Origin of the sequence: Streptomyces sp. S063, assembly GCF_002832675.1 — a bacterium.
Classification (GTDB): domain Bacteria; phylum Actinomycetota; class Actinomycetes; order Streptomycetales; family Streptomycetaceae; genus Streptomyces; species Streptomyces sindenensis.
Genome location: NZ_CP021707.1, coordinates 4,867,190 through 4,882,985, shown reverse-complemented (window position 1 = coordinate 4,882,985; position 15,796 = coordinate 4,867,190). Strand labels below are relative to the sequence as shown.

Genomic DNA, 15,796 nt, shown 5'->3' with positions numbered 1-15,796 from the left:
GGCGACGACAGGCGCGACGACAGGCCCCGTACCGCGGCGGATCGTTCGGCCCCACAGGTCAGGGCGGATGTCCGATGGACCCGGCCGCGGGGTCCGTGGGGAGTGCCGGGATCAGCCCAGGCGCTCGACGAGCGCGTGGTACTCGTCCCACAGCTCCTTGGGCGTGTGGTCGCCGAAGGTGTTCAGGTGCTCGGGGACCAGGGCGGCCTCCTCGCGCCAGACCTTCTTGTCGACCGTGAGGAGGAAGTCGAGGTCGGCCTCGGAGAGGTCCAGGCCCTCGGTGTCCAGCGCACCCTTGGCCGGCAGGATGCCGATCGGGCTCTCGACGCCCTCGGCCGTGCCCTCCAGGCGCTCCACGATCCACTTCAGGACGCGGCTGTTCTCACCGAAGCCGGGCCACACGAACTTGCCCGCGTCGTTCTTGCGGAACCAGTTCACGTAGTAGATCTTCGGCAGCCTGGCCTGGTCCTTGTCGGCGCCGACCTTGACCCAGTGGTTCATGTAGTCGCCCATGTTGTAGCCGCAGAACGGCAGCATGGCGAACGGGTCGCGGCGCAGCTCACCGACCTTGCCCTCGGCGGCGGCGGTCTTCTCGGAGGCCACGTTGGCGCCGAGGAAGACGCCGTGCTGCCAGTCGAAGGACTCGGTGACCAGCGGGACGGCGGAGGCGCGGCGGCCGCCGAAGAGGATCGCGGAGATCGGCACGCCCTTGGGGTCCTCCCACTCGGGCGCGATGATCGGGCACTGTCCGGCGGGGACGGTGAAACGGGCGTTGGGGTGGGCGGCGGGCGTGGTGGACTCGGGGGTCCAGTCGTTGCCCTTCCAGTCGGTGAGGTGCGCGGGCGCCTCCTCGGTCATGCCCTCCCACCACACGTCGCCGTCATCCGTCAGCGCCACGTTGGTGAAGACGGAGTTGCCCCACATGGTCTTCATGGCGTTGGCGTTGGTGTGCTCGCCGGTGCCGGGCGCGACGCCGAAGAAGCCGGCCTCGGGGTTGATGGCGTAGAGGCGGCCGTCCTCGCCGAACCGCATCCAGGCGATGTCGTCGCCGATGGTCTCCACGGTCCAGCCGGGGATGGTCGGCTCCAGCATGGCGAGGTTGGTCTTGCCACAGGCCGACGGGAAGGCGGCGGCGACGTACTTGGCCTCACCGCGCGGCGGCGTCAGCTTCAGGATGAGCATGTGCTCGGCCAGCCAGCCCTCGTCGCGGGCCATGACGGAGGCGATGCGCAGGGCGTAGCACTTCTTGCCGAGCAGGGCGTTGCCGCCGTAGCCGGAGCCGTACGACCAGATCTCGCGGTCCTCGGGGAAGTGCGAGATGTACTTGGTGGAGTTGCAGGGCCACGGAACGTCCTCCTGGCCCTCCTCCAGCGGCGCGCCGAGGGTGTGGACGGCCTTCACGAAGAAGCCGTCGGTGCCCAGCTCGTCCAGGACGGCCTGGCCCATACGGGTCATGGTGCGCATGGCGACGGCGACGTACGCGGAGTCGGTGATCTCGACGCCGATCGCGGAGAGCGGCGAGCCGACGGGCCCCATGCAGAAGGGCACGACGTACATGGTGCGACCGCGCATGGATCCCCGGAAGACACCGTTCTCCCCCGTGAAGATCTCCCGCATCTCGGCGGGGTCCTTCCAGTGGTTGGTCGGCCCCGCGTCCTTCTCCTCCTTGGAGCAGATGAACGTACGGTCCTCGACGCGGGCGACGTCGGTGGGGTCGGAGGCGGCGTAGTACGAGTTGGGCCGCTTGGTCTCGTCCAGCTTGGTGAACGTGCCCTTGGCGACGAGCTCCCCGCACAGGCGCTCGTACTCGGCCTCGGAGCCGTCGCACCAGACCACCCGGTCCGGCTGGGTGATGGCCGCGATCTCGTCGACCCAGGAGATCAGCTCCTGGTGGTGGGTGGGGACAGTGAGGGGAGCCGCGATGTCGCGCGCCACGATCGCTCCTACGTTGAGGGTGTCAGTTGTCTGTAGGCCCCGTGGGGGCTGCGACCCGGATGCTTCGTACCCTTCGAAATCCCCTGGCGCTCATCCGGTGCCGACTGCACTCATTTGATCATCCGACCGATCCGCCCATCTGTCCAGGGGGCCTCACACGTGAGCATCGCCACTCATTTGCGCCCCATATCCGCCACCTACGGTGGCGTAGGTACCATGCGAGTCATGACTGACCCCGCCGCTGCCGCCACGACCCCGGGCCCCGTCGTACTCGACCCCACCCCCGTCAAGCCGCGGATGCGCGGCTGGCTGCACGCCGGAATGTTCCCGGCGGTCCTGATCGCCGGGATAACCCTGATCGCGCTGGCCGACAGCACGAGGGCCCGGATCGCCTGCACGGTCTACATCCTCAGCGCCTGCCTGCTGTTCGGCGTCAGCGCGGTCTACCACCGCGGCACCTGGGGGCCGCGCGGCGAGGCGGTGCTGCGCCGTCTGGACCACGCGAACATCTTTCTGATCATCGCGGGCACCTACACTCCGCTGACGCTGCTCCTGCTTCCCGAGTCGACGTCCCGGCCCCTGTTGTGGGCGGTCTGGGCGGCCGCCGCGGCGGGCATCGCGTTCCGCGTCTTCTGGGTCGGCGCGCCACGCTGGCTCTACACCCCGTGCTACATCGCGATGGGCTGGGCGGCGGTCTTCTTCCTGCCGGACTTCATGCGGACGGGCGGCATCGCGGTCCTGGTCCTGGTGATCGTCGGCGGGGTGCTCTACAGCGTGGGAGGCGTGATCTACGGCCTCAAGAAGCCGAACCCGTCGCCGCGCTGGTTCGGCTTCCACGAGGTCTTCCACTCGCTGACGCTGGCGGCGTTCATCGCGCACTACGTGGGCATCTCGCTGGTGGCGTACCAGCACGGGTGACGCATCAGGCGTTACGGAGGAGGGGCCGGCCGCACGGGACGACCGGCCCCTCACTCGTGCCGAGGGGCCCTCACCCGCCCAGCTTGGCCGCCAGCTCCCCCGCGTCCGTCGTCGGCGCGTCGCAGACGAAGTGGCGGCAGACGTACGCGGTCGGCTCGCCGCCCATCAGCGGCCGGTCCACCAGCAGCGGGAACTCCGCCCCCGCCCCCGGCCCTTCCCCGGCCGCGACCACCGCGCCCGGGGCCCGCCCCAGCAGCGCCGTACGGTGCAGCTCGCCGCCGACCGGTCCCGCGACGGCGACCTCCCGGGGCCCGTCGAGCAGCGCCTCGGCCACGGCGAGGCCCCAGCCGACGAACCGGGGGACGCGCGGGCCCAGCGCCTTCACCACGCCGAGCGCGCCCTCGGCGGCGGTGCGGTGGGCCTCGGACCCGGTGTACGCGGCGTACGAGAGCAGCGCCCCCGCGGCGGCCGTCCACCCGGACGGGGTGGCGCTGTCGGTCGGGTCCTGGGGCCGCCGGATGAGCTGCTCGGCGTCATGGGCGGTGTCGTACAACTGGCCGCCCTCCCCGGTGAACTGCTCCAGCACGATGTCCAGCAGGAATCCGGCGAACTCCAGCCAGGCGCCCTCCCCCGTCACCGCGGCCAGCGCGAGGAATCCCTCGGCGACATCGCCGTAGTCCTCCAGCACCCCTGCGTTGTCCCCGGCCCGCCCGTCCTTGGACGTCCGGTTCAGCCGGGCCACCTCGCCCAGATGCACCCGGACGAGCAGATCGGCGGCCTCGGTGGCCCGCTCCACGAGATCGGGCCGGTCGAAGTAGGCGCCCGTCTCGGCGAGGGCGGCGATGGCGAGCCCGTTCCAGGCGGCGACGACCTTGTCGTCCCGCCCCGGGCGCGGCCGCTCGTCACGGGCGGCCAGCAGCCGGGCCCGTACGCCGGCGACGCGCGCGGCGTCCACGGGCCCGGCGTCCCCCGGCAGCCGCAGCACGGAGGCACCTTCCTCGAAGGTCCCCTCCTCGGTCACCCCGAAGCAGGCGGCTGCGAAGGCCGCGTCGTCCTCCCCCAGCACCTCACGCAACTGCGCGGGCGTCCACACGTAATAGGCGCCCTCGACATGCCTGCCGTCCGCGTCCTCGCTGTCGGCGTCCAGCGCGGAGGCGAACCCGCCCTCGGCGGTCCGCAGCTCCCGCACCATGAAGTCGGCGGTCTCCAGGGCGATCCGGCGGGCCTCGTCCGACCCGGTGGCCCGCCAGAGGTGGGCGTACACCCGGCAGAGCAGCGCGTTGTCGTAGAGCATCTTCTCGAAGTGCGGGACGATCCACTCCCGGTCCACGGAGTACCGCGCGAACCCGCCGCCGAGCTGGTCGTAGATCCCGCCGCGGGCCATCGCCGTACAGGTGTCGGCGGCCATCTGAAGGGCCCCTTCGGCCCCGGTCCTCGCGTAATGCCGCAGCAGGAACTCCACGACCATGGCCGGCGGGAACTTGGGCGCGCCCCCGAACCCGCCGTGCTGCTCGTCGTACTCCCGGGTCAGCCCGAGCAGGGCCTGAGCCACTTCGGACTCCCCCGGCACCCCGTCCCCACCGTGGACCAGCGACCGCCCCGCCAGATCGGCGACGATCCGCCCGGCGACCTCGGCGACCTCGTCCCGCCGGTCGGTCCAGGCGGCCGTGACCCCTTCCAGGACCTGCTGGAAGGAGGGCGATCCGTGCCGGGGCTCGGGCGGGAAGTAGGTCCCGAAGTAGAAGGGTTCGGCGTCCGGCGTGAGGAACACGGTCATCGGCCACCCACCGTGCCCGGTGGCCGCCTGAACGGCCTCCATGTACACGGCGTCGACGTCGGGCCGCTCCTCCCGGTCGACCTTCACGGGCACGAAGTGCGCGTTGAGGTAGGCGGCCACGGCTTCGTCCTCGAACGACTCGTGGGCCATGACGTGGCACCAGTGGCAGCTGGCGTACCCGACGCTGAGCAGCACGGGCACATCCCGCTTCCTCGCCTCCTCGAACGCCTCGGGCGACCAGGGCCACCAGTCGACGGGATTGTCGGCGTGCTGGAGGAGGTACGGGGAGGTGGTCTGCGCAAGTCGGTTGGCCATGGGCCCAATCCTCGCGCACAGGCCCCCACGACGCGGCTGCGCCACGGGGTGGAGTGGGAACGGGCAGGTGGGACGGGTGGACGCTGCCTGTGCCAGGCAGCCGGACAGCACCGGACAGTAGGCTGAATCCAGCAGCGCCGGGACTGCCGAGGCTCTTCGAAGGGGGTGGACCATGACCGCCGAGATGGTGGTGCCCGCATGGATGCACACCCAGATCAGCGCGGAGCAGTACGACTCCTGGACCGAGGAACAGTGTGCCGGCATCGAGATCGTGGACGGAATGGTCGTCGTGAGCCCGAGCGCCTCCAAGCGGCACAACCGACTGGCCCGAGTCCTGGCCAATGCCCTGGACGCCGCCGCGGGCCCCGACTGGAACGCCGACACGGGCTTCGACGTCCGCCTCCAGGATGTCCCCCTCACCAACCGCCGCCCGGACGTCATCGTCTACCGGGCGGAGACCACCGACCTCACGCCCACCCGCCCCGAGCACGTACTACTCGTCGTCGAGGTGGTGTCGCCCGGCTCGGAGACCACCGACCGGATCGTGAAAGTGGACCAGTACGCCAAGGCTGGCATCCCCTTCTATTGGCGGGTCGAGCAGACCGCCACCGGGGTCCCGATCGTCTACACCTATGTCCTTGATCCCGCCACCAAGGCGTACCGGGACGGCGAGATGTTCACCGGCACGGTGAAGGCCGCCGCACCTTTCTCCGTCACGGTCGATCTGGGGGCCATGTGACGTCACTCTGCTCACGGCATGCGGTGGGAGAACCGACGAAACGACGGCCGGAGGCGCCCCGGGCAAGCTTTCCGCCCGGGGCGCCTCCGGCCGTCGGCGCCGCCTACCGGCCGGCCCCGGACTTCACGGCTCCCGCCGACTGTGTGTCCACGGCCTGCTCGATGCCTCGGAACCCGCTCCCGAGGTAGCCGCCGATCACGATGACGGTCGCCGCCGCGCCAAGGGCGAGCGCCAGCCGTTCGCCTCTCGACAGAGCGGTCGTCGCACCCTCCGGCGGCGCGGTCCGCCGGTAGACGAGCGCCCCGGCCGTGAAGGCCCCGGCAACGACGAGGGCGGTGATCAGGTCAAAGGTCACGTACAAGGAGCCCCCCGGGTTCGAAGCCCGCTGCCGGAACGAGATGCCTCGGTGGCGGGTGCAAGCAAACGGCATGGTTCAGGAAAGAGTTCGACGCCCCACGGTCGGGGCCATGTGGACGGTTACTCGGCATCCAGCTCCTGTCGCAGCTGATCCAGCGTGGAGCCGTCGGGCGTCCGCCACAGGGTCCAGCCATTGATGACGTTGCCGGTCACGGCCTCCGCGGCCTTCGACGGCGAGGGGAAGGGGGAGGAGTGCCCGTCGACGACGAGCTGACCTTCGGCAGTGACAACGGCACGGCCCAACCTGTTGGCGCGACGCTGACGGAACGTGAGCACCGTCCCTGGTTCGAGCAGGCCGGCGCGCATCAGCCCGGCCAGGGGTCCCTGGGGAATCGCCGGAGCGGTCTGCGCAGAGGCAGGGCCTTCACCGAGGGACAGGGTGACGTGAATGGCGTCGTCACCGCTCGCGCTCACGAGTCGGGCGATGACGGCGGGGTCGAAGTGGATACTCAGCGTGGCCATGTGCACTCCTGACGTAGACGGCCTCCCCCGGCGGGACACCTTGACTTCGCTTCGACTGTAAGCAGTACGAGCGACTCGTTTCAACTTCGATTACGAGTGATTAAGGAGAAGACTTGGAGGTGCTGGACGAAGGTCCGGGCGCCTCATCCCACCAGGAAGCTGTTCAGCGCCCTGCTGCGGATGTCCCGCGTCGTCGCCAACTGGTCCAGCAGCCGCCGCTCATGGGCGTCGAAGCTCGCCATGGCTTCGCCGATGGACCGCTGGGTGTCGAGATCGGGAAGGGCGACGGGTAGCGTCCCGAGCACATCGAGCGAGATGGTCCGCAGCGCCAGGCTCCCCGTCGAATGCGTGTCGAGCCACTCCCGAGCTTCGGGGCTACGCAGGAACGCCGCCAAGTAATGGGAGTCGACGGTGCCGGGAGGGCTGATCACGAAGCAGCCGGTGCCGCAGACCCAGCCCTGCTGTTCTTCTCCGACCACGGCACATCGCCCGAGGTCACCCCGTCGGGCGACCACGACGTCACCCCGGTGCAGCCGGAAGCGGTCAAGCCGTTCGGCATGCTGCTCGGAGATGCGTTTGATGCCGTCCACGGTGAAGCCAATGTCCGTGATGTCTTTCGGCATCACCACAGGAACCCCGTCGGCCCCCACGTAGTCCTGGGCCCTGAGCAGGCTTCCCGAAGGCCCCGCAAGCAGGCGTACGGGACGACCGGCGACCGTGGTTTCTCCGCTCACCACGTCCTTCAGCGGCAGGTTCTGGCACCGGACGCCGTCCTGCGCCAGCTGGTCCTGTGCGCCGGCGATCTGCGCCAGTTCCGCCCCGAGCTCCGATGTCTCGCGATTCCGCCGCTCGAAATCGGCCAGCGCGGCGCTCAGGTCCGTGGCTCCACCCGGTCCACTCTCCGTTCTGAGGTAGGACCGCGGATCCAGATTGCCGGCGTTCTCGATGAGTTCGGCGTAGGCAACCGATCGGGAGAAACCCGGCTCATCCACCTCCTCCGAGGTTTCGGACCAGAGCCGGAAGCGTTCCGCAATGTGGCCGACGTCCTCGCTCGACAGCACGCGGGGCCGCTCCGAGAACTGGCGTCCCGCACCGCGCGCATCGACGAGGAGCACGGAGTCGCTTCGGTGCACTGGACGGGACCGGCGCCCTCGGCCGAGTACCCAGATGTGCACGGCGATGTTGGTTCCCGCGAAGAGGTAGGCCGGCAGGGCGATCACCGCGAGAACCGCACCCCGGGCCACCATCTCCCGGCGGATCAGCGCCTCCGCTCCTCCCGCCCAGGCCGCCCGCGCGGGCATCACGACCGCCGCGATCCCGCCTTCCTTCAGTTGTGACCAGGCAAGCTGCAGCCATGCGAAGGCGGCACTCGACTCCAGTGGCGCGATGAACTGCCGCTGCTCCCACCCGTCGATTCGCTGATTGAACGGCGGATTGCTCAGCACCCGGTCGACTCGCCCCAGGTTCCGGTCCCTCAACAGCTTCGTCGGATCGACCGGTTCCACCTGCGGCACGCTCACCCCATGCAGGGCCAGGTTCAGCATTGCCGGGCGCACGTTGCCCCGATCCACCGCGTACGCCTCGAACGAATTGTCACCGACCGGCCCTTGCTCGGCCAGATGCCGAGCGGCAGCCGCGAGCACGCTTCCGGCACCACAGGCCGGGTCCATGATCCGGTCTCCCGGACGGGGGGCGGCCAGATCCACGAGCAGATCAGCGACGCCGCGCGGCGTGTAGAACTCCCCTCCCGGCAAAGCCCCTTCTTCTGCGTGCCGTTGGAGCAACAGCTCACAGACGTCGGCCATCGCGACCTCTCCGAGGCCGGGGCTCCGGCCCAATGCCGCGACGAAAGCCGTCATCCAGGCGGCATCGTCCGGCCCGTTCCCGAAGTCGATGTCGAGGTCGGCCGACCAGAGCAGCGGAAAACCCGGACGCCGGGCCGCCTCCCGCAAGGCCCCCCGCAGGTCGGCCGCCGGGGAGAAGCCGACGACGGCCTCCGCCGAGGCTCGTTTCCACCGCTTCACGAAATCGTCCTCAGCTTGACCTTCCTCCTCCGCGAAGGCGGCGAGCATCAGGATCGCCAGCATCGCGTCGAGATCGCCGGTCGTACCCCGGCCGCGTCGGTAGGGCGCGTACGCCCGCCACAACCGGTCGGTGACTTCTGACGCCGACGGGTCTGCACCTTCTCCGCTCACGAATGCCTCTTCCCTAGGCTCGATATATGCGCAGGAATGCTGCGCATTTCATTTGCACCGCCAGTTACCAGTCCCGATGTCTCGGGGTTCGGCGTGGTTCTTAGATTAGCCCCGAGTTGTAGCGAACCAGGCGAGCGACTCGTCCGGTGCACCTTAAGTCAACTCTATGCGCAGCCCAACTGCGCAATCGCCCTCGCGGCAAGTTGCAGCTCCAGACGTCGACCCGCTCGGCAGAACCGCGGCGACAAGGCGTCGTCGACAGGGCGGAATGTGACGCAGGTCACTCCAAAGGGTGGGGTCCGGGATGGAGAGCGCGGAAGCCAAGACCCCGCCTCAACAGTCCTCACGGTGTTATAGAGCTTGTCCTGCACTTGGAGCATGAAGCCGACCCGAGCGGGGACTACCGGAAACATCTCCGTCTCCATGCCTACCGAGCTGGTCAGCGAGCTCCGCTCCCGAACCGGCCGCTGCGGGCTGTCCAGCTACATCACCGAAGCCGTCAGGCATCAGCTCGCCATGGACGGACTCACCGAGATCGTGGCGTCCCTCGAGGAAGAGCACGGCGCACTCACGGAGCAGGAGATCGAAGCCGCACGTCGCGAGCTGTTCGGAGACGTGAACGCCGAGGATGTCGAGCGGGCGCCGCGTGAAGGAGCAGCCGGCCCGCTCGCTGGTGCTCGACTCCGAGGCTCTCTCTCTGCTCCTGCGCAACGACCGCGGTATGGCGGCTTGCATCGAAGCATCCCGCCAGGTTGGATTTCCCGTCCTCGTGTCCGCGCTGACCATCGTTGAAGCAGTACGAGGGAAGACCGGCCTTGCGTGCTGGAAGTGGCTACTCTCCCGGCTGCGGGTGGAACCGGCCAGTCAGGAGGATTCCCTCACCGCAGTGGCGCTGCTCCGGGCGGCCGCGGGCTGCATGGACACAAGTACGCGATCGACGCCCTCGTCGCCGCGCTCGCACTCCCTGTCCCCGCCCCCGTGATCGTTATTGCTTTCCGACCGTGACGACTGGTCGAAGCTCTGCGGGAAGCGCGTGATCATCAAAGAAGTGTGAGCGCGACCCCGGCTATCGGGTGCGCGAGTTCACTGACGCCAATGGCAGCCGGCGTACCCGACGCCGAGCGGTACCGGCACGTCCCGCTTCCTCGCCTCCTCGTACGCCCCGGGCGGGAATGGGCAGGTGGCAGGGGGTGGGCGGAGACGGGCGCGCAGGTGTGCGGTGCTACCGTTCCGGCACCCCGGCCCCACACGGACTCCTGCGCTGCCTCCCGGATGAAAGGGCACAGGAACATGACCGTGCCGCCGCCTTCCTCACTGTCCTCCGGACCCTCCGCGCCGCCCGCGGCCAGCCCGCACGCGCCGCCCGGCCCTCCGGTGTCCCCGGCTCCGCTCAGCGGGCTCGCCGTCGCCTCGCTCGTCCTGTCGCTGCTCTTCTGCCTCGCGCCGCTGGGGCTGATCCTCGGGATCGTCGCGCTGATGCGGATACCCGGCAACGGAAAGCGCGGCAAGGGGCTGGCCGTTGCCGGGACGGCCGTCGGCGGGGCGGTGGTCGCGCTGGCCACCCTGCTGCTGGTGGTCGGCGGGGCACGGTTCGACGCCTGGACGGAGGAGGGCGGGAGCCTCCTCAGCCCCCGGGACACGAAGGCGGGCACGCTGCTCGACCTGCAAGCCGGGGACTGCTTCGCACCGGCGGGCGGGCCGTTCTCCACCCAGGAGGGCGAGGACCTGCGGATGACGGACCCGTCCGTCGAGATCGTGCCGTGCGACGGGCCTCATCCGGCCCAGGTGTACGGAACGTTCGAGTTGAAGGGCGACCACGCCATCTCCGACCCCGCCACCATCGCCGCGCAGGCCTACGAGGGCTGCGCGCCCCTGTTCCACGACTTCGCACCGGACACCTGGACCCTTCCGGTCGTCGAATTCTCCTTCTACTACCCGGAGTCGGTCAGCGCGACCGGCGGGGACCGGACTGTTCGGTGCTGGCTGGGAGCGGAGACCGGCCTGCCGGAGGCTTCGCTGCGGCAGGACCCCGGCGCCTGGGACGCCGGTCAACTGGCCTACCTGAAGGCGATGCGGCCCTCGGCCGAGGCCTGGTTCAGTGTCCCCGAGCAGGTGGAGACCGACCTCGCCGCGGCCACCGCGTGGGCCGAGCGGATGGCGGAAGGCGGGGCCGAGTCGGCGAAGCTGCTGCGCGCGATCGACGGCCTCCCGGCGCGGGCACTCGGCCCGGTCACCGCGCTCGCCAACCGGCTCGACGCCCTCTCCGGCATCCACCGGTCCGCATCGAGGGCCCCCTCCCTGGCTGAGTTCGGCGAGCGCTGGGACTACAACGGCGACGAGGACGAGTCCGGGGAGGAGTGGGAGGCCCGGCTCGCCCTGGGGCTGCCGGTGGAGGACGAGGAGGGGGACGGCAAGGAGCAGCAGCCATGAGCCTTCCGCCCACGCCTTGACCCGCCCCTTGCCCGGCACCCCTCGCGTCGGAGCGCGCCACGCAGGACACTTGACCCCGACGTCGACATCCGGCGCCTTGGTATCCGGCGCTCCGGAACCCGGGATCCGGACGCAGCTCTCGGAGGGGGACACATATGCGGGACAGCCATCGGGCGGAAGCCGAGAGGCTGTTGGTGCGGGCCGTGGAGGAGGAGGCGCGGCGCAGTGGCGGGCGGACCGATACGGGTGCGCTGTTGTCGCGGGCGCGGGCCGCGCTCGACACCATGGCCGCCGGCGCGGACGAGGAGTACACCGCGTACACGCAGGCGCTGGACTCGGCGGCGGCGGGCGACCGGCCGCTGGCGGAGCGCTTCAGCAGGGCGACGCTCGGAACGCCGCTGCTGGTGACCGGCGTTGCCGCGGCCGCCGCGTTCGGCGCGGATCTGGCGCTGGGCGCGAACACCGGTCTGGCCTTCGGTGCGGGCGCGGCCGTCGTGGTGGCCGGCACGGCGACGACCGTGGCGAAGGTGACCGCTTCGCACTGGCCCGCCGCCCACCGCCGGGCCGCGGCGGCCGGACAGCCGGGCGGGGCCGAGCAGTTGCGGCTCCAGTGGCTGACCGCCCTGGAGGTACGGGGCATCCGCCCGTACCTGGACCAGCAGCGGATGCTCAACCCCGCCAAGCGCACCCCGAAGAAGCAGACCGCCCCGGTGGTCAAGCAGTTGCGCGGCGGCGACCGCAGCGCGGCGGCCCGCACCCGGGTGGTGCTGGAGCAGTCGTTCGGCCATCTCCCGCAGTCGGACGGGCCGTTCAGCGGGCGGCGGACGGAGCTGGCGCAGATCGCCCGGTGGGTGCACGCGGCCCGCGCCTCCACGCAGACCCGGCCGACCGTCGTCGTGCTGCACGGCGCCCCGGGTTCGGGGCGGACCGCGCTCGCGGTGCGGGCGGCGCACACGCTCAAGGACCAGTTCCGGGGGGCGTGCGTGGTCGATCTGCGTGGCCAGGTGGCCGGGGAGAACCCGCTGCCGACCCGGGACGCGCTGCTGCACCTGCTGAACCGGCTGGGCGCACCGCGCGAGCAACTGCTGTTCCGGGAGGGCTCTTCGGCCGAGCAGCAGGTGCGGCGGCTCTCCGAGCTGTACCACCAGCACCTGACGGGGACGCCGGTCACCATCGTGCTCGACGACGCGACGGACGCCGGCCAGGTGCGGACCCTGGTGCCGGAGCGCTCGGACAGTCTGGTGATCGTGACCGCACGGGAGCCGCTGGAGCTGCCGGAGGACCTGGCGGCCTGGGTGCACCAGCTGCCGGTCGGCGCGCTGGACGCGGCGGGCGCGGAGGAGCTGCTGCGGGAGGTCGCCGAGGAGGAGGAGACCGGACCGTACGACTACCCGTCGACGGACGCGATCGTGGAGCTGTGCGGCGGGCTGCCGCTGGCGCTGCGGGTGGCCGGTTCCGCGCTGGGGTCCCGTAGCCGCCACACGCTGGCGGAGGACCTGGGCGCGTACGGGCCGGTGGACCCGGTGGAGCGGGCCTTGTGGCTGCGCTACACGGACCAGGGCGATCAGGCCCGGCGGCTGCTGCGACGGCTCGCGCTGGCGGGCCGGGCGAGCCTCGGCGCGGCGGCGGCCGCGTCGCTGCTGGCGGCGGACGAGCAGGAGGCGGAGCGGCTGCTGACCGTGCTGGCGCGGGCCGGGCTGCTCACCCGCGTACGGGGATCGCGCTACCGGCTGCACGACCTGGTGCGGGCCTTCGCGCTGGCCCGGCTGCTGGACGAGGAGGCGCCGGCCGAGCGGACGGCGGCGCAGGAGCGGCTGCTGACGAACTACGCGGAGCTGGCCGACGCGGTGATCCGGATGGTCGACGGGAAGATGTCGACGCGGGCCGGCCAGTTCGGCTCCCACGGCTTCGGTTCGCTGGACTCGGCGCTGCGCTGGCTGGACGACGAGTCGAGCTTCATCACGGCGGCGCTGCGGCACGCGGAGGGCGTCGACCAGGGCACGGTGCTGCATCTGCTGGGCGCCCTGTGCGACTACTGCCTGCTGCGCGGCGACCTGTACCGCCTGGGCGAGATCAGTGAGCTGACGCAGGCGGTGGACCAGGGGCTGCTGGAGCGCTCGGTGCAGTGGCGTACGGGCATCGCGGCCCGGCAGCTCGGCGAGCTGGACAAGGCCCGCACCACGCTGTCCTCCGTCGTCGGGCTCTACCACGAGGCGCAGAACGACGCGGGCGAGGCGCTGGCGCTGTGCTCGCTCGGGATCACCCTGCACCACCAGGGCAACCTGTCCGAGGCGGCGGCCCGGCTGGAGGAGGCGCTGGCGCTCCAGTCGTCCGAGGCGCAGGCCGAGGACCGGGCGTGGACGCTGCACGCGCTGGCGGCGGTGGAGCGCGACCGGGGCGATCTGCCGAGGGCGCTGGCGCTGCTGGCCGACGCGCTGCGGCTGCACCGGGAGGGCGAGTCGCTGCACGGCGAGGCGTGGACGCGGTTCCAGCTGGGTCAGGTGCGGCTGCGCACCGGCGAGGTGGCGGCGGCGGAGGAGGCCCTGAGCACCGCCCTGGAGCTGTACGGGCGCACCCGTGACGGGCGCGGTGAGGCGTGGGCGATCACGCAGCTGGCCCGGGCCCGGCTGCTGGACGGGGACCCGGCCGCCGCACTGGAGCAGTTGCGCGAGGCCCTGGGTCGGCACCGGGACAACGAGGACGCGCGCGGCGAGGCGTGGACCCTGTACTACCTGGGTCAGGCGCTGGAGGAGGACGGGGACACCGATCAGGCGGTGCGCGAGCTGGAGCGGGCCCGCACGATGTTCTCCCGGATGCGGGACGTGTACGGGCTGGCGTGCGCCCGGCACCACTCGGGCCGGGTGACCCGGGACCAGCGGGCCGCGCAGACGGGCAACCTCCGCAATTCGGGGTTCGCCCGTCAGTTGCTGATGGACGCCCGGGCGGACTTCCGGCGGATCAAGGTGCCGTACGGGGAGGCGTGGGCGTGCGTGGAGCTGGCGTTGATCGACGCGGGCAACGGGCGGGCCCCGCAGGCGCTGGAGCTGTGCGGTGAGGCGGCGGAGCTGTTCGATTCGTACGGGGACGCGCGGGGCGGCGACTGGGCCCGCTTCCTGCGCTGCACGCTGCTGCCGTACGCCTCGCCCGGGGGCAGCGAGGTCGGCACGGTGGTCGCGCAGCAGGAGCTGGCCGAGCTGGTCGAGGCCCGGCATCCGGCGCGGGACGCCAAGCTGGAGCAGTCGGCGGCGGCGTTCGCGGTGGCGCTGGAGCGGGGCGTGGACCTGGAGGACGGCTGGCAGGCGTGGCGGCTGGGGCTGACCCCGACCCGCGGGGCCGGGCAGATCATGGGCGTGGCGGTGGAGCCGGCGAGGCCGTGAGCGGCGGGATCGGGAAAGAGGCGTCCGGCAAGCCCGCCGGACGCCCTTTCCGTCTCCGTACGCGCGAGATCGGTGCCGTACGCGCGGAGTCGGCGCGCTACTTGCCGGGCGAGGCCGCCTTGCCCGTGTCCCCGGTGGGCCCGGCCGCCACCGCGTCCGGGTCGGGAGCCTCCTCGAAGTTCACCCGGCCCATGTGGCGGTTCATCGACTTCATCAGGGCCCACACGCCGACGGCGAGCGCGGCGAAGACGAGGAAGCCGAGGACGCCGGGGGTGACCTTGTTCTTGTCGAGCTCTTCGGCGGCGAGCGGGACGAGGTGCGTCAGTGCCTGGGTCGCGTACATATCAGGCATTGTCGCGGATGCCCGCGAAGAGGTCGCTCTCGGGGAGGGAGGTATCGACCAGCGACTTCGCCAGCTCGTACTCCTCGGTGGGCCAGACCTCGCGCTGGATGTCCATCGGGACCCGGAACCAGCCGCCCTCGGGGTCGATCTGCGTGGCGTGCGCGATCAGCGCCTTGTCGCGGATCTCGAAGAACTCGCCGCAGGGGATGTGCGTGGTCAGGGTGCGTTCGACGCGCTCGAACTCCTCCCAGCGCTTCAGCCAGTCACCGTACGGCGACTCCAGGCCCCGGGCGAGGAGCGCCTCGTGCAGGGCGACGGTGCGCGGCCGGTTGAAGCCCTGGTTGTAGTAGAGCTTCCGCGGCGTCCAGACCGGGCCGAACTCGTCCTCGGGGAAGCGCTCCGCGTCGGCCGCACCGTCGAACGCGATCATCGAGATCGTGTGCGTCATGATGTGGTCGGGGTGCGGGTAGCCGCCGTTCTCGTCGTACGTGGTGATGACCTGCGGCCGGAACGCGCGGATCTTCGCCACCAGGCGCCCCGCGGCGAGCTCCGGGTCCTCCAGGGCGAAGCAGCCCTCGGGCAGCGGCGGCAGCGGGTCGCCCTCGGGCAGCCCCGAGTCGACGAAGCCGAGCCACTCCTGCTGGACGCCCAGGATCTCCCGGGCCTCGTCCATCTCCTTCTTGCGGACCTCGTGGATGTTCTTCTCGATGTACGCGTCGCCCTGGAGCTTCGGGTTGAGGATGGAGCCGCGCTCGCCCCCCGTGCAGGTCACGACCAGCACGTCCACCCCCTCGGACACGTACTTGGCCATGGTGGCCGCGCCCTTGCTCGACTCGTCGTCGGGGTGGGCGTGAACGGCCATCAGTCGCAGCTGCTCAGTCAAAGCTC

Annotated in this window: 11 protein-coding genes and 2 pseudogenes; 6 read left to right on the top strand and 7 right to left on the bottom strand. The window is 71.0% G+C overall.

Going from position 1 to position 15,796, the window contains the following annotated elements; genetic code table 11:
- Window positions 1-111: 111 nt before the first annotated feature.
- A complete protein-coding gene (locus tag CCZ36_RS22740; RefSeq protein ID WP_128818442.1) occupies window positions 112-1,935 on the bottom strand; it encodes a phosphoenolpyruvate carboxykinase (GTP) in 1,824 nt (607 codons plus the stop codon).
- Between the two features lie 225 nt (window positions 1,936-2,160).
- Between CCZ36_RS22740 and trhA the strand changes: the two genes are divergently transcribed.
- The gene (trhA, locus tag CCZ36_RS22735; RefSeq protein WP_069738059.1) at window positions 2,161-2,853 is read left to right on the top strand and encodes a PAQR family membrane homeostasis protein TrhA; all 693 of its coding nucleotides are present in this window, start codon (window positions 2,161-2,163) and stop codon (window positions 2,851-2,853) included.
- A 70-nt stretch (window positions 2,854-2,923) separates the two neighbouring features.
- On the opposite strand, the gene CCZ36_RS22730 is transcribed toward trhA, so the two are convergent.
- Entirely contained in the window at window positions 2,924-4,945 is a 2,022-nt protein-coding gene (locus CCZ36_RS22730) for a thioredoxin domain-containing protein (protein WP_128818441.1), read from the bottom strand.
- Window positions 4,946-5,117: 172 nt separating this feature from the next.
- Here CCZ36_RS22730 and CCZ36_RS22725 point away from each other — a divergent pair, with 172 nt between their 5' ends.
- The gene (locus tag CCZ36_RS22725) at window positions 5,118-5,684 is read left to right on the top strand and encodes a Uma2 family endonuclease (protein ID WP_128818440.1); all 567 of its coding nucleotides are present in this window, start codon (window positions 5,118-5,120) and stop codon (window positions 5,682-5,684) included.
- Window positions 5,685-5,787: 103 nt separating this feature from the next.
- On the opposite strand, the gene CCZ36_RS22720 is transcribed toward CCZ36_RS22725, so the two are convergent.
- From CCZ36_RS22720 to CCZ36_RS22710, 3 genes are all read right to left on the bottom strand, one after another.
- Entirely contained in the window at window positions 5,788-6,039 is a 252-nt protein-coding gene (locus CCZ36_RS22720) for a hypothetical protein (protein ID WP_128818439.1), read from the bottom strand.
- A 122-nt stretch (window positions 6,040-6,161) separates the two neighbouring features.
- A complete protein-coding gene (locus tag CCZ36_RS22715; protein WP_128818438.1) occupies window positions 6,162-6,563 on the bottom strand; it encodes a DUF4357 domain-containing protein in 402 nt (133 codons plus the stop codon).
- 143 nt (window positions 6,564-6,706) lie between these two features.
- Window positions 6,707-8,758 (bottom strand): N-6 DNA methylase, encoded by a 2,052-nt coding sequence (locus tag CCZ36_RS22710; protein ID WP_237302725.1) that lies wholly within the window; start codon window positions 8,756-8,758, stop codon window positions 6,707-6,709.
- Window positions 8,759-9,136: 378 nt separating this feature from the next.
- Between CCZ36_RS22710 and CCZ36_RS35915 the strand changes: the two are divergent.
- From CCZ36_RS35915 to CCZ36_RS22690, 4 genes and pseudogenes are all read left to right on the top strand, one after another.
- Window positions 9,137-9,397 (top strand): annotated as a pseudogene (locus CCZ36_RS35915) (hypothetical protein); the annotation flags it as partial.
- A gap of 7 nt (window positions 9,398-9,404) precedes the next feature.
- Window positions 9,405-9,812: pseudogene (locus CCZ36_RS35910) on the top strand (DNA-binding protein).
- A 236-nt stretch (window positions 9,813-10,048) separates the two neighbouring features.
- The gene (locus CCZ36_RS22695; protein ID WP_128818437.1) at window positions 10,049-11,188 is read left to right on the top strand and encodes a DUF4190 domain-containing protein; all 1,140 of its coding nucleotides are present in this window, start codon (window positions 10,049-10,051) and stop codon (window positions 11,186-11,188) included.
- Window positions 11,189-11,343: 155 nt separating this feature from the next.
- Window positions 11,344-14,565 (top strand): tetratricopeptide repeat protein, encoded by a 3,222-nt coding sequence (locus tag CCZ36_RS22690; protein WP_128818436.1) that lies wholly within the window; start codon window positions 11,344-11,346, stop codon window positions 14,563-14,565.
- A gap of 97 nt (window positions 14,566-14,662) precedes the next feature.
- Here the strand turns inward: CCZ36_RS22690 and CCZ36_RS22685 are convergent, their stop codons facing one another.
- Window positions 14,663-14,908 carry a hypothetical protein gene (locus CCZ36_RS22685; RefSeq protein ID WP_069738056.1) on the bottom strand — a complete coding sequence of 82 codons (246 nt, stop codon included), beginning with the start codon at window positions 14,906-14,908 and terminating at the stop codon, window positions 14,663-14,665.
- Between the two features lies 1 nt (window position 14,909).
- Window positions 14,910-15,791, bottom strand: coding sequence for a mycothiol conjugate amidase Mca (gene mca, locus CCZ36_RS22680; protein ID WP_069738055.1), 882 nt, complete (start codon window positions 15,789-15,791; stop codon window positions 14,910-14,912).
- Window positions 15,792-15,796 lie beyond the last annotated feature (5 nt).